This window comes from Opitutus sp. sgz309028 (genome assembly GCF_059821195.1).
In genome coordinates this window covers 579,289-593,321 of sequence record NZ_JCAMRR010000002.1, presented here as the reverse complement: position 1 = coordinate 593,321, position 14,033 = coordinate 579,289, and the positions used below count along the sequence as shown (strand labels likewise).

The following is a 14,033-nucleotide window of genomic DNA, read 5'->3' as shown; positions in this document are numbered from 1 at the left end:
AAAGGCCGCGCCCTGAGACGCGGCCTCGATGCAAAATATCGGTGGCGGCTTACTTCCTCTTCTCGTCTTTCTTCTCCGCCTTCTCGTCGGCCACGACCGGCTCGATCGGATTCTCCGACACGACGTCGAAGTTCAGGTCGACCGACACGTCCGCGTGCAGCTTGATCTTCACCGAGTGCTGACCCAGCGTCTTGACCGGCGTGTGCAGGTGGATGCGGCGCTTCTCGATCTCGAGGCCGTCCGCCACGAGCTTGTCGTGGATGTCGCTGGCCGTGATCGCGCCGAACATCTTGCCGCCCTCGCCCGTCTTCACGGCGAACGCGAGGCTCTTCTTCTCGAGCTTCTTCGCGATTTCCTGTGCGCCGTTCAGCTCCTTTGCCTCGCGCTCCGCGCGACGCTTCTTCAGCGACTCGACCTGCTTGCGGTTGGCTCCGGTCAACGGCATCGCGATGCCGCGCGGGAGGAGGTAGTTGCGCGCGTAGCCCGCGCGGACTTTGACTTGGTCGCCTTCGCCGCCGAGGTTTTCAACGGGTTGGACGAGGAGGATTTCGCTGTAGGCCATGGGACGAGTTGGTTGAAAGGGATGCTGTGAGCGGCGGATTCGACCGCCCGGATTCGGATGAAAGGGAGCAGAATTCGCCGGAGAAACCGGCACCTGTCAACATCTCAAATCGCCCGAGCTCATCGCGTCTCCGTCGGATTCGCGCGCCGCAACCACACCGCTGCGTGCCGCGTGATCGCAGACGTCCTCAATCGCAGCGTTCCGCCACTGTGCTGCATCACACCAGTCTCGAGCATCTGATCCTTTGTCGGATCGCACCACGTCACCTTCCACGCGCCCGCCGGCACCTCCTCGATCAGCAGTTCGCCTTGCAACGGCGCCACCGTCTCCGCTGCCAGCACGCCGTTCCGCTGCCACAGCCAGACTCCGATCAAATCAGCGCTGCGTTTCCCGATCGCCGCCAGCGCCGGCACCTCGACGCCCCAATCGATCCGTTCAAGCCGAAGCCAGTCTGCGCCCCCGGTGTTCGCCACGACGACTTCGTGCTGACCCGCCGCCAATGCAAACCCGAGCGTTGCCGACACGGAACCCTCGCCCGCCGCCCACGTGTGCTCCGCTACCGCTCGGCCATCGACACTCGCCTGCGCCGCCGCGCCTTTGACTCCCGCCTCCGCGACCCGCACGGTCACTTCCGCCGCCTGTGGCATCTCCACCCGCAGCGTCAACCGATCCGCATAGCCATCCGCCAAACTCTCCGGCGACCCCACAAGAATCGAGGGCAACGTGCCCCACTCCAGCGGCTCCGTTCCGTCCAGTGGCACGCGCACCGCTTGCGGACCGCGTCGATGCCAGTATTCCGCCGGCAAGGTGACACCCGGCACTTTCGCCGCGCTCTCCACTTTCGGCGAAAACGGCTGCAGGTCGCGCCGCGTCGCCCAATTCGTCTCCGCCAAAAACCTCGCGAGCGCACGCAGCTCCGGCAGCCGCTTCTTCTCCAGCAATTCCGCGCCTTCCCAAAGCTGCGCCGGCAAACGGCCCTCGCCCATCACCCCAGCCCATGCGATCGGCCCCAGCTCGATGCCGGAACGTTTCTCCTCCGCCGTCAGCCGCATGTGGTCGTCGCCCACTTCGCCAAAAAAGATCGGCCGGCCGAGCGTCGCCGGGTTCAGGTCGAAGCGCCGGATCGCCGCGAACATGTTGATCGCATACAGATGCGGCTGCAGGTAGTCCATCGATGAATACACCGGGCTGCGAACGTCGTCCGTGCTGGTCGTCACCAGGTGCCGATACGGGTCGATCGATCGCAAATACGCCGCCATGTCATCGTGCCACTTCGCGACCGCAGCTTCGTTCCGATCGCCGCGCATCGCATCCGTCCAGTGCACTTCATTGAACAACTCCCATGCGAGCACCGCCGGCGAAAAGGCCCATCGGGCGACAATGTAACGGTATTTCCTCCGGGTCAGCCGGATCGCGCGATCCGACGTGAAAAACTCGCCCGGTCGCGCGAGAAACCCGCCGGGATTGGCCGCATTCCACGGGTTTTCCGCCCAGTTCGAATTCACCGTCGAGCTCCACTGGCCGTGGTGCTGCAACACCAGCTGCACATAAACGCCGCTCCGCTCCGCCTCCGCTAAAATAAAATCCCAGTCGCGCGCCGTGCGTGCGTCGAACTCGCCGATCCTGGGCGAACGCCACCGCTCTTTCGAGCGCCACTCCAGATTCAGTCCCGACCAGTGCGCCATCCACACGCGCGTCCAGTTCAGCCCCGCCTCTTCAAACTGCCGGAACGCCTTTCCATACCAGTGCGCGTCCCCCGCCGGCGGCCACGCGAGATTCGCGCCGAGCGGCACATAGGGCTGTCCATTCACCAATTCAAATTCGTCCGGCCGCGCCGGCGAGCGTCTCACCGCCGGTCGCGCGCTCGCCACTTTCACGCGCTGCACCGGATCACCGACAAATTTCACCCGCAACTCCGCCGCTCCGTCCGCCCCCTCGTCCGAAACCTTCACGACGCGATATTCACCCGCCCCCGACGCGCGCGCCCGCACCGCGAAAATGCCGTCGCCCGCATAAAACGCCGCCAGCACGAGCGTCTCGCCCGAGGGCGTCGCGACTTTCGCCGAGATCTCCCGCGCGAACGGCTCCGGGCCCGCGCCCGCCTCGAGCGTGAAACGAAACTCCACCGGCGCCGCGGCCACCGATGCGATCCACGCGCTCACCAGCAACAGCCCAAGCCCCACGAGATGACTCCACCGACGCGCGATCGATTTCATCCGCGCAGACAAGCCGACCGGCCGACGGAGTAAAACAAAACGCGCGCGACGCTCGCCGTGCGTTCACCGTTCCTCGATCCGAATCCGCCGGTTCAACGTCTGCGGCCGCACTTCCTGCCGGCCGCCGCCCGGCCAATGCACCACGATGCGCTGCACGCGCGCATCCTCGCTCAACCCGAAATCCAGGAACGACTCCGACTGCGCCAGGTAGCTCGTTTGCGGCATCATCGTTTGCACGAGAATCTTTCGCGGCGTATGCACCTCCACGCGCGCGCCCGTGCCGTCGCGAGGTCCGTGTTTCGCCACCAGCTCGATTCGCAGCCAGGGCAAACCCGCGCGCCGATCGTTGCGCCACAACCGCGGCGAACCGCGATGCTGCGCCACCACGACGTCGCGATCGCCATCGCCGTCGAAATCCAAGGTCGCCACGCCGCGCGCCATCACCGGCGGCAGCGTTTCCTCGCGACCGCCCAGCGTCAGCGACTCCCAACGCTCGCCGCCATTCCACCACCACTGCGCCACGCCGCCCATCGGCGCCGCATCCGAAACCTGGTTCGTGTCCGCCTCGATCGCATCGCCGCCCGCCACCGCATCGAGTCGTCCGTCCTGATCCACGTCGAGTAGCGCCGCGCCGAGCTTCGACGCCAGGAACACGTCGCGCCCGCCGCCCAGCCGTCGCGCCAGGCCCTGCCACACGGGATAACGCTCGCCGTCGTCCGCGGCGACGAGCGGAAGCGACGACGCCAGCGCGTAATTCGCCGACGCCCCTTCCCGCCGCCGATCGAGCGAACCGGTCCAGCGCCGGAAGACGCCGTCACCGTTGTTCAAATACAACGTCGTCTCCGCCGTGTGGTAGGAAAACATCAGGTCGATCCGCCCGTCGCCGTTCGGATCCACCGGCACCACCGCCAGGGCCTTCGCCTGCGGAAACCCCGTTTGCGGATCCACGTCGCGCAAGCCGGCGCCGCCCGGCAGCGCCTCGAACTTCCCGTCGCCAAGATTCCGATACACCGTCGGAAACGCGCCGAGAAAGCCCGCCGGCGCGCCGTAGGAACGGCCGACCCGCGCCACCATGAACGCCGTCGCGAGCTCCACCTCGCGCGGCCAGCGCGCGTAATGCGTCACGATCAGATCGAGTTTTCCGTCGTTGTCGTAGTCCAGCCACAGCGCGCCCGTGCTCCAGGTGTTTTCCGCGTCGCTCAGCCCGGCGCGCTCCGTCACGTCCTCGAAGCGTCCGCGGCCCAGATTGCGGAAGAGCCGGTCCTGGCCGACGCAGGTCACGTAAAGATCCGGCCAGCCGTCGCCGTCGAAATCGCCCGCCGCCGCGCCCATGCCCTGCAACTCGACGTTCAATCCCGCCGCCAGGGTGATGTCCGCGAACCGCCCGTTGCCGAGGTTGTGGAACAGCGCCATGCTCCCGCGGCTGATGCGTTTCGCCAGCGGCTCCTCCCACGGCCACGGTCCGCCGCCGACGAAAAACAAATCCGTCAGCCCGTCCTGGTCGTAATCGAAACACACCACGCCGCCGCCGAGCGTTGTCGGCGACAGCTCCGTCACCGGCGGTTCCCACTCCGCCAATCCCGCCTCCGCCGTCACGTCCGTGAAACGCACCGCCGGCGGCGTGGTTCCCGCCGGCGGCGGCGGAAACCACCACGCGAACAACACGCCGCTCGCGATCGCCGCCACCACGATCGGCAGCAGAATCGGCAGCAGCGGTGGGATGCTCGGACCATGATCGCCACCGCGCTCCGATCGTCCGCGACGCTGCGGCGATTCGGTCCCGCCCGCAGCGGTGACGCGATTCGCTTCAACTCGGCTGGACGGCGCGGCGCTCATCTGGAAGACATTGCGGACTTCACCACGAAGCGATTGAACCAGCCCGTCGCGCTCCGTGTAAAACCTTCTCTCGATGCCCCGCTCTCCCTCCGTCCGCCGCCTGCTCGGAGTCCTCGGTTTCCTGCTCTTGTGGTCGTTGATCGGCTTCGCTTTCGCGGGTCAGTTTTATCTTTCGAGCAGTATGTTGGGACGCGGCATCAGCTGGTCCCAAGCCATCAGCTACTCGCTCGCCGACTGGTATGTGTGGGCCCTGCTCTCGATCCCGATCGCGCACCTCGCCCGGCGTTTTCCGCCGGAGACCGACGTGCCGTGGCGCACAGCCGGCGTGCACCTCGCGGCCGCAATCGGGTTCGCGTTTACTTACGTCGTCCTGCGCGCGCTCGTCGGGCTCGTCCATAGCTGGGTCATCGAGGAGGACGTGACGTTCCTCGAGGTGTTCCGGCCGCTCTTCATCAAGACGTTTCCGTTCAATCTCCTCATCTACGGCGTGATCGTTTCCGTCAGCCACGCGATCGATTACTATCGGAAATATCACGCGCGCACCGTCCAGACGCTCGAGCTCGAGAAGCATCTCACCGAGGCGCGGCTGCAATCGCTGCTGCGCCAGCTCAAGCCTCACTTTCTCTTTAATGCGCTGAATGGCATTTCATCGCTCATGTATTCCGACGTCGCCGCCGCCGACCGGATGCTGGTGCGTTTGTCGGAATTGCTGCGCCTCACCATGGCGCAGTCCGGCGCGCCGCTCACGCCGTTGCGCACCGAGCTCGGCTTTCTCGACGCCTATCTCAGCATCGAACAAATCCGCTTCCGCGATCGTCTCACCGTGCGGATGGAGATCGATCCCGCCACGCGCGAAGCGCAGGTGCCGAGCCTCATCCTGCAACCGCTGGTAGAAAACGCCATCCGCCACGGCATCGAGCCGCTCACGCGACCAGGCGAAATCGTCGTCCGCGCCGCGCGCGAAAACGACGATCTCGTGCTCAGCGTCTGCGACAACGGCCACGGCCTGCCCGCCGGCGGTTTTTCCCGCGAGGGCATCGGGCTCGCCAACAGTCGCGCTCGCTTGCGCGAACTTTACGGCCCCCGGCAACGTTTCGAGCTGAGCAACCGATCCGAGGGTGGACTTTGTGTCCGGCTCTCTTTTCCCTTTGCCACGTAGCATGAACAAGCTGCGCCTCCTGATCGTCGACGACGAACCCCTCGCCCGCGAACGGATCCGTGCGCTGCTGCGCCAATATCCCGACGTCGAGATCGTCGGCGAATGCACCAACGGCACCGACGCCCTCGCCTCCATCGCCGAGCAGCGACCGGACGTCGTGCTCCTCGACATGCAGATGCCCGGCGCCGACGGCTTGAAAGTCGCCCGCGAGCTGCCCGCCGAGGACCGACCGGCGATCATCTTTGTCACCGCGCACGATCGCTTCGCCGTCGATGCGTTCGGCGTCAACGCCATCGATTACCTCCTCAAGCCTTTCGACACCGAGCGTTTCAAAGCCGCCCTCGACCGCGCCGCGGAATACTTGCGCGCCCGCCGCGCCGGCGACCTCAACCGCAAGCTGGAAACCCTCCTCGCCGACGCCACTCCCGCCACCCGGAAGCCGACCCGTCTCGCCTTCAAATCAGACGGACGCGTCGTTTTCCTCCGTCCGGACGAAATTGTCTGGGCCGAAGCCGCCGACAACTACGTCCTGCTTCATCTGGCCGAGGGCTCGCGATTGATGCTACGCGACACGATGACGTCTCTGGAGGAACGCCTCGGCCCCGAGTTTGCCCGCGTGAATCGCTCGGCGATCGTCCGCCTCGAACAGGTGAAAGAACTGCAGCCCACCGCTCACGGCGACTACACGGTCGTGCTCCGCAATGGCACCCGCCTGCCGCTGAGCCGCGGCCAACGGGGCCAGCTGGAAAAGTTCATCGCGAGCGGCTCCTGAGTGTCAGAGCCCGCGCGACGACGGCAATTGGCCCCGCTCTGCGGGCGCTTCACCCCAAAACGATTTCGCTCCGCCGCGCGAATGCCCAATCTTCGCCGGCTTTTCCCCCACGCGGCCCCACCCCTGCCGCGCCCCTTTCCTCCCATGCGCCTCCCACGCTTCATTGTCAGCATCCTCCTGGCCGCCCTCGTCGCCTGCGCCCTGCGCGCCACGGATAATCCGGTCCTCTACTGGAACGAGCAGGTCATCAACACCACCCGATTGTCGCGCAATCCCCCGCCGATCGCCGCGCTCCATTTCGCCACGTTTCACGTCGCGATTTTCGACGCGCTCAACGGCTTCTCGCAGACCTATCGCGGCTGGAGCGTCAACGAACGCGCGCCCGCCGGCGCCGACGAGAATGCGGCGATCGCCGGTGCGGCTTACACGGTCCTCGACGAGCTCTGGGGCAAGGGCGCCAACCCCTACAATATTCAAACCGCCTACCAGAAAGCGCTAGCTGCGATTCCGGACGGCGCCGCCAAGGAGGCCGGTCTCGCCTGGGGCAAACACGTCGCGCAGCTCGTCCTCGCCGAGCGCGCCAAGGCCGCCCTGCCGGCCGGCGATCGCAACTACAACAGCACCGAGCCCGGCAAGTGGCGCGAAACGCCTCCCGGTTTCCGGCCGGCGGTCACGCCTCGCCTCGGCGAAGTGAAACCGTTTGTCCTCGAGTCGTCGTCACAGTTTCGCGCTCCGCCGCCGCACCCGGTCGACTCCGCGGAATACGCCGAGGAGATCGCCTACGTGAACCGCGTCGGTCCGCGCGACAATGCCGAGCGCACCGAATACCAGACGCTCGCCACGCCGTTCTGGTCCGACGACCTCGGCTCCGCCACGCCGCCCGGCCACTGGAACGTCATCGCCACCGACATCGTTCGCAGTCGCCCGCTTTCCACGCTCGAGACCGCGCGCTTGTTCGCGTTGCTCAACATCGCCGGCGCCGACTCCGGCATCGCGTGCTGGGAAACGAAGTTTTTCTACAGCACCTGGCGCCCGGAAACTGCGATCCGCGAAGTCGCCGCCAACATCAATCCGCACGCGAAGGCCAACCCCGAATTCATCCCCAACATGGCCTCGCCCGCGTTTCCGTCCTACACCTCCGGCCACAGCACCTACACGGCCGCGATGTCGCGGATCCTCGAGCTGTATTTCGGCACCGACGACATGGAGCTCACGGTGACGTCCGACGGTTTGCCCGGTGCCGTGCGCAAATTCAGCAAGCTTTCCGATGTCCGCCGAGAAGTCGGCATGAGTCGCGTCTGGGGCGGCATCCACGTGATGTCCGACAATCTCGAAGGTCAGAAAGCCGGCCTGAAGGTCGCCGACTGGATCTTCGCCCACGCCTTGCTGCCGCGCTGAGCGCGGTCGCCGTCCGTTGCCCGCTTCGCGATGAGCTCGCGTGAGATCCCTTCGGCCGCTCCGGCGATGGCGCGAGAGCGTGTGTCGCTCGCGGCGTGGATCCTGCGCGTCGGCGTCGCCGGTTGTTTCATCGGCCACGGCGCATTCGGCGTGATCACCAAATCCGCCTGGCTGCCGTATTTCGCCGTCGGCGGGATCGGCGAACCGCTCGCGTGGGCGCTGATGCCGTGGATCGGCGCGATGGACATCGCCATCGGCGTCATCGCGCTGATTCGGCCGAGCCGCCCGCTGCTCGCCTGGGCGGTGTTGTGGGCCACGTGGACTGCCCTCTGCCGTCCGCTTGCCGGCGAGCCATTCTGGGAAACGCTCGAACGCGCCGGCAACTACGGCGTGCCGCTGGCGTTCCTGATGATGTTGGGCCGCGAGCGGATTTCGTTTTCACGTCTCGCCGAAACGCTCGACCCCGCAACGCTCACGCGACTCGCGTGGACGCTCCGGCTGACGACCGCCACGCTGCTCGTCGGTCACGCGGGGCTTGGGCTTTTCACGAGCAAGCCGGGCCTCACCGAACACTATCGGGCGCTATGGGCCGACAGCCCCGCCGGCACCGTCGCCTTCGTCGGCGCTTTCGAGTTCGCGCTCGCCGCCGCGGTCGTGGTTTTCCCACGACCCGCCTTGCTCGTGGGTATCGCGCTTTGGAAGCTTGCCAGCGAATCGCTTTTCCTCGCCGCCGGCGCCCCGATCTGGGAGGTCGTTGAACGCGCCGGCAGTTACGCCGCTCCGCTCGCGCTCGCCGTTCTCCTCTTCCGTCGACGTCGCGCTACCCTCGCCCCGCACTTGGCGCCGCCGGCGGTCGCCTGATTTTCGCCCTTCCCCCTCATGTTGAAGTCCCTCGCCCCCGTCACGTTCGCCCTGTTCGGTCCCGCCCTCTTCGCCGCCTCGGCTGGCTACACGGCCCTGCCGCTGCGGCCGCGCACCGCGCCCGAAGGCGCGAAGGCGTTCACCTGCCTCACACCCGAGGAAACGAACGTTACCGTGCCCAACGTCTTCGACGACCCGCGCATGTGGGGCGACCGTTTCCGCGAGCTCACGCTCGGCGCCGTCGAGACCGGCATCGTCGCCGCGGACTTCGATCTCGACGGACAACCGGACATCTTCGCCGTTTCGAAAAACGGCCCGTGCGCGCTCTACCGCCAAGTCGCGCCATTCAAGTTCCTCGATGTCGCCGTCCCCGCCGGCGTCGCCTGCGCGGAACCGGGGAACAAGACCGGCGCCACCGCGGCCGACATCAACGGCGACGGCCTGCCCGACCTCTACGTCTGCCGCTACGACGCGCCGAATCTCCTCTTCATCAACAACGGCGACGGCACATTCACCGAATCCGCGCACGCCTGGGGCCTCGATATCCGCGACGCGTCCGTCCACGCCGTGTTCGCCGACTACGATCGCGACGGCTTCCTGGATTGTTACCTCGTCACCAACATCCTCGATTTCTCGAAATCTCCGCAGGGCCGACGCGATTACCTCTTTCGCAACGACGGACACGGCCGCTTCGTCGACGTCACCGCCGCCGCCGGCATCTGGGGCCTCACGCAAGGCCACACCGCAATGTGGTTCGACGCCAATCAGGATGGCTGGCCCGATCTCTACGTCGCCAACGACTTCGAAACGCCCGACCGCTTCTACCTGAACAAGGGCGACGGCACCTTCGTCGACGTCGTCGATGCGCGCCTGCCGCACGTCACGTATTTCTCCATGGGCGCCGACGCGAGCGACGTGAACAACGACGGCCTCGTCGACTTTCTCATCACCGACATGCGCGATCGCAATCACGCCGAGTTCATGACCGGCATGGAAGAGATCGGCCGCGGGCTCTGGGAAATGGAGCGCGTCTCCGAGCTCATCCCGCAATACATGTGGAACGCGCTCTACCTGAACACCGGCACGGATCGCTACTCCGAGATCGCGCATCTCACCGGCATGGAGGCGACCGGCTGGACGTTCAGCACGCGACTGGGCGACCTCGACAACGACGGCCGTGTCGACGCGTTTTTCACCACCGGCATGATCCGCAACTTCATCGACGCCGACCTCGTCGATCGCCAGAACGTCGCCCCCACGCTCGCCGCGCGCGCCGCCGTCTGGAAAAACGCGCCGCCGCGCGTGGAAACGCCGCTTGCCTATCGCAACCTCGGCCAGCTCGCGTTCGCCGACGTCTCCGCCGAGTGGGGTTTCACGCAACCGCGCGCCAGCTTCGGCTGCGCGCTCGTCGACCTCGATAACGACGGCGATCTCGATCTCGTGTTCTCCAACTACAACGAGCCGCCCACCATCGTTCGCAACAACACCACGGACGGCCATCGCGTGATGATCCGCCTCGCCGGCCGCGGCGCGAATCCCGAAGGCATAGGCGCGGAGATCGCGATCGAATCCGCGTCCGGCCGACAGATCCGCCAGCTCTATCCTCAGCGCGGCATCACCTCCAGCGAACCCTCGCTCATCCATTTCGGACTCGGCTCCGACCAACGCATCGACCGGCTCACCGTCCGCTGGCCCTCCGGGCAAACGCAGGTGCTCGAACAGCTTCCCGCCGATCGCCTCCTCACCATCCGCGAACCCGATCCCGCCGCCGACGCGCCGAAACCGCCGCCCGCACAGCTCGCCGCGCCCGCGCGCGCCGACGCTCTCTTCACCGAAGCCGCCGCCAAGCACGGATTGAATCGCACCGCCACCCTGCGCCGTTTCGACGAGTTCGGCCGTCAACGCCTGCTCCCGCGCCGCTTCAACGGGCTCGCCCCCGCCCTCGCCTCAGCCGACGTCAACGGCGACGGCCGTGCCGATCTTTTTGTATCCGGTTCTTCCGGACAACCCGGCCAGCTCTGGCTGGCACAAACCGATGGCGCGTTCGCCCCCGCACCTTCGCAACCCTGGGCGTCGGCCGCGGAATGCGACGACACCGGCGCGCTCTTTTTCGACGCCAACAACGACGGCCATCCCGACCTCTTCATCTCCGCCGGCGGCGTCGAGGCCGAGCGCGGCGATGCGCGTCTCCAAAACCGGCTTTACCTCAACGACGGACGCGGCGCGTTCACGCTCGCCGGGGCCGACATCCTGCCGGCCGACGCCGAAAGCACCTGCGCCAGCGCCGCGGCCGATTTCGACGGCGACGGAAAAATCGATCTTTTCGTCGGCGGCCGCCTCGTTCCGGGCCGCTATCCGGAAACCCCGCGCAGCTTCCTCTACCGCAACGAAGGCGGCCGCTTCATCGACGCCACCGAGCAGCTCGCGCCGGGCTTGCGCGACGTCGGCATGGTCACCGGCGCCACGTGGTCCGATCTCGACGGCGATGGCCGGCCCGATCTCGTCCTCGCACTCGACTGGGGCGCGATCACGGTTTTCCGCAACACCGGGTCGGGCCTAGAGAACATCACGGCCCGGCTCGGGCTCGCCGCGCACACCGGTTGGTGGCGCACCGTCGCGGCGCTCGACGTCGACGGCGACGGCCGCACCGACCTCGTCGCCGGTAATGTTGGCCTGAATACGAAATATCGCGCCTCCCCGTCAGAACCCGCGGTGCTCTTCGCCGGCGATCTCGACGGCAGCGGCAAGTCGCAGATCGTGGAAGCACACCACGAAAACGGAAAACTTTATCCCGTGCGCGGCCGCAGCAAACTCGCGTATTCGTTCCCCTGGCTCACGAAAAAATTCCGCACGTTCAAGGCCTTCTCCCAGGCGACGATCGAGGACATCTTCGACGCCGAGCGTCTCGCCGGCGCGCAGAAGCTCGTCGCGACCGAACTTGCCAGCGGTATCTTCTTCCAGCAGCCGGACGGCACGTTTGCGTTTCGGCCATTCGAACGCGCCGCGCAGATCGCCCCCATCAACGCCATCGTCGCCCGCGATTTCGACCGTGACGGCCACCTCGATTTGTTCTGCGCCGAAAACGACTTCAGCGCCGAGCCCAACACCGGGCGTTTCGACGGCGGCCTCGGCCTGCTGCTGAAGGGCGACGGGCGCGGCCGTTTTCGCGCCGTTTCTCCGGCGGATTCCGGCATCGTGGTCACCGGCGAAGCGCGCGCCGCGCTCGCGCTGCCCCTCGCCGGCTCGCAGGCCGACGCGCTCGTCGTCGCGCGTTGCGAAGGCCCGCTGCTGCTTTTCACGTCGCAGCCGCGCTGATCCGCATCGCCGCCAGTTTTTTATTTATCGTGCGCCGAAGTTCGGCAGCCTGACCACATGCGTAAGCTGACCGCCCCTCTGCGTCGCATTCTCGCCCTCGCCGCCGTGTTGCCCGTCGTCGCGGCCGCGTCCGCCGCCGATCTCGCGCCCGCGCCCTCCCCCTTCCTGCGCGCCGGCGCCGCGACTCCAGTCCGGTGGATGAACTGGGACGCCGCCACGTTTTCCCGCGCGCAAGCGGAGGCCAAACCGATCTTCCTCGCGATCGGCCTGCAAACGAGCGAGCTGAGCCGCGCCACCCTCCGGCAGACGTTCGCGAACGCCGACACCGCTGCGTTTCTCAACGAGACGTTCGTGTGCGTGCTCGTCGACGCCAAGGAGCGGCCGGACCTCGCCGAGCTTTATCAGAGTTACACGCAGACGCGTCAGCTCAAAGGCCTCCCCCTCAACCTCTGGCTCACGCCGGAGCTGCAGCCGTTCGACGGGGCCAACTACCTCCCCCCCACCGACGAATGGGGCAAGGAAGGTTTCAGCACCGTCGCGCGTCGCGCCGCCGCGAGCTGGGTTACGGATCCCGCCGCCCAGCGCGCGAAAGCCGCCGAGGTCGTCGCCACGATTAAGAGCGAAACCGCCGCGCTGCCACCGCCGCCGAACGATCCGAAAATCAAGGAACTGATCGACGAAGCAATTCAATCGCTGAGCGCAACGTTCGATTCCGCGAACGGCGGATTCTCCGAGCCGCCCAAACATCCCGAGCCGGAGCTGTTGCGTTTCCTTTTGCGCGAACCGAACGGTCGAGAAATGGCCGTCACGACGTTGCGCGCGATCGTCAACAGCGCGGTCCGCGATCCGCTCGACGGCGGCTTTTTCCGCTACGCCGTCGACGCCGCCTGGCGCCAGCCGTATTTCCAGAAAACGCTCGTCGATCAGGCGCGGCTCGCGCTCGCCTGCCTCGACGCCGCGCAACTCACCGGCGACGCGACCTTCGCCGACGCCGCGCGCGACGCGCTCACGTTTGCGCTCGACCGCCTGCGACTCCCCGACGGCGATCTCGCCGCCGCGCTCGATCTCACGAACGAGAAGCAAATCGAGGCGCAGCTCTGGACCGCCGACGATATCAAGCGCCTCGCCCCCGATGACGCGGAGACGCTTTCGCGGCTTTACGGCGTGACGGCGAACGGGAACATCGACGCGGACGCCTTCCCCGGTTTCACGGTCGCCGGCAAAAACCTTCTCTATCGGGCCGTCGTCGACGCCAAAGCCGAAGCCGCCCTCGCCGGCGCGCGCGCGAAACTTGTCCAGGAACGCGACCGCCGCGCACCCGCCCTGCTCGACGACGCCGCGCCGAGCGGCGTCCACGGTTTATTCCTCGCGGCACTCGCGCGCGCCGGCGCCGAAATGCGCGACCACCGGCTCGCCGCCGCCGCGAAAGCCGAGTTCCAATTTCTGCGCGAGCGGCTGCTCGATAAGGATGGCGCGCTGCTTCGCCTGGCGGGTCGCAGCTTTGGCGCCAGTGCCGCGGACTACGCCGGCGTTGCCCTTGGCCTCGTGACCTACGCCACCGCGATGAACGATCGCACCGCCGAAGAACTCGCCACCAAGCTCCTGCTCCGCGGCAACGCCGCCTATCTGAATCGCGAAACCGGCCGCTATTACGCAGTCCCTGCCGAGGCCGGTCCCGACCTGTGGGGCCGCGTCTATGCCACCGCGCCGCGGGCCGGCGAATCCCCTCGGGCCGAAGCACTGGCGCTGCTCGCTTTGGCTTCGAGTTCGCCACTCGATCGCGCCACCGGCGACACGAGCAACCTGCTCGCGCGAGCCGCGGCTGCCGAATATCGGGCGGCCGCCGAAGGTTTCGCCGGCGATCTGCTGCTCGCGTTGCAGTCCCACGCGGCTCCAACGCGCTGAGCGCGGCAG

At 66.9% G+C, this 14,033-nt stretch carries 9 protein-coding genes; 6 read left to right on the top strand and 3 right to left on the bottom strand.

Going from position 1 to position 14,033, the window contains the following annotated elements:
• Positions 1 to 49 precede the first annotated feature (49 nt).
• From rplI to AC6RV7_RS08175, 3 genes are all read right to left on the bottom strand, one after another.
• Positions 50 to 562, bottom strand: coding sequence for a 50S ribosomal protein L9 (rplI, locus tag AC6RV7_RS08185; RefSeq protein WP_500093483.1), 513 nt, complete (start codon positions 560 to 562; stop codon positions 50 to 52).
• A 119-nt stretch (positions 563 to 681) separates the two neighbouring features.
• A complete protein-coding gene (locus AC6RV7_RS08180) occupies positions 682 to 2,778 on the bottom strand; it encodes a glycoside hydrolase 5 family protein (RefSeq protein WP_500093482.1) in 2,097 nt (698 codons plus the stop codon).
• A 63-nt stretch (positions 2,779 to 2,841) separates the two neighbouring features.
• Positions 2,842 to 4,614, bottom strand: a complete 1,773-nt coding sequence (locus tag AC6RV7_RS08175; protein WP_500093481.1) for a CRTAC1 family protein — start codon at positions 4,612 to 4,614, stop codon at positions 2,842 to 2,844.
• Between the two features lie 73 nt (positions 4,615 to 4,687).
• Here AC6RV7_RS08175 and AC6RV7_RS08170 point away from each other — a divergent pair, with 73 nt between their 5' ends.
• The 6 genes from AC6RV7_RS08170 (at position 4,688) to AC6RV7_RS08145 (ending at position 14,024) form a co-directional block, all read left to right on the top strand.
• Complete coding sequence (locus AC6RV7_RS08170; protein ID WP_500093480.1) at positions 4,688 to 5,773, top strand: sensor histidine kinase; 1,086 nt, start codon at positions 4,688 to 4,690, stop codon at positions 5,771 to 5,773.
• 1 nt (position 5,774) lies between these two features.
• Positions 5,775 to 6,545, top strand: a complete 771-nt coding sequence (locus AC6RV7_RS08165; protein WP_500093479.1) for a LytR/AlgR family response regulator transcription factor — start codon at positions 5,775 to 5,777, stop codon at positions 6,543 to 6,545.
• Positions 6,546 to 6,689: 144 nt separating this feature from the next.
• Complete coding sequence (locus AC6RV7_RS08160) at positions 6,690 to 7,943, top strand: vanadium-dependent haloperoxidase (RefSeq protein ID WP_500093478.1); 1,254 nt, start codon at positions 6,690 to 6,692, stop codon at positions 7,941 to 7,943.
• 30 nt (positions 7,944 to 7,973) lie between these two features.
• Complete coding sequence (locus AC6RV7_RS08155) at positions 7,974 to 8,804, top strand: hypothetical protein (protein ID WP_500093477.1); 831 nt, start codon at positions 7,974 to 7,976, stop codon at positions 8,802 to 8,804.
• Between the two features lie 18 nt (positions 8,805 to 8,822).
• Positions 8,823 to 12,119, top strand: coding sequence for a VCBS repeat-containing protein (locus AC6RV7_RS08150; RefSeq protein WP_500093476.1), 3,297 nt, complete (start codon positions 8,823 to 8,825; stop codon positions 12,117 to 12,119).
• Positions 12,120 to 12,176: 57 nt separating this feature from the next.
• Positions 12,177 to 14,024 carry a thioredoxin domain-containing protein gene (locus tag AC6RV7_RS08145; RefSeq protein ID WP_500093475.1) on the top strand — a complete coding sequence of 616 codons (1,848 nt, stop codon included), beginning with the start codon at positions 12,177 to 12,179 and terminating at the stop codon, positions 14,022 to 14,024.
• Positions 14,025 to 14,033: the final 9 nt, after the last annotated feature.

Excerpts from the sequence above, each read along its gene's own strand:
- rplI (WP_500093483.1), bottom strand. The coding sequence starts at position 562 with ATGGCCTACAGCGAAATCCTCCTCGTCCAACCCGTTGAAAACCTCGGC.
- AC6RV7_RS08180 (WP_500093482.1), bottom strand. The coding sequence starts at position 2,778 with ATGAAATCGATCGCGCGTCGGTGGAGTCATCTCGTGGGGCTTGGGCTG.
- AC6RV7_RS08175 (WP_500093481.1), bottom strand. The coding sequence starts at position 4,614 with ATGAGCGCCGCGCCGTCCAGCCGAGTTGAAGCGAATCGCGTCACCGCT.
- AC6RV7_RS08170 (WP_500093480.1), top strand. The coding sequence starts at position 4,688 with ATGCCCCGCTCTCCCTCCGTCCGCCGCCTGCTCGGAGTCCTCGGTTTC.
- AC6RV7_RS08165 (WP_500093479.1), top strand. The coding sequence starts at position 5,775 with ATGAACAAGCTGCGCCTCCTGATCGTCGACGACGAACCCCTCGCCCGC.
- AC6RV7_RS08160 (WP_500093478.1), top strand. The coding sequence starts at position 6,690 with ATGCGCCTCCCACGCTTCATTGTCAGCATCCTCCTGGCCGCCCTCGTC.
- AC6RV7_RS08155 (WP_500093477.1), top strand. The coding sequence starts at position 7,974 with ATGAGCTCGCGTGAGATCCCTTCGGCCGCTCCGGCGATGGCGCGAGAG.
- AC6RV7_RS08150 (WP_500093476.1), top strand. The coding sequence starts at position 8,823 with ATGTTGAAGTCCCTCGCCCCCGTCACGTTCGCCCTGTTCGGTCCCGCC.
- AC6RV7_RS08145 (WP_500093475.1), top strand. The coding sequence starts at position 12,177 with ATGCGTAAGCTGACCGCCCCTCTGCGTCGCATTCTCGCCCTCGCCGCC.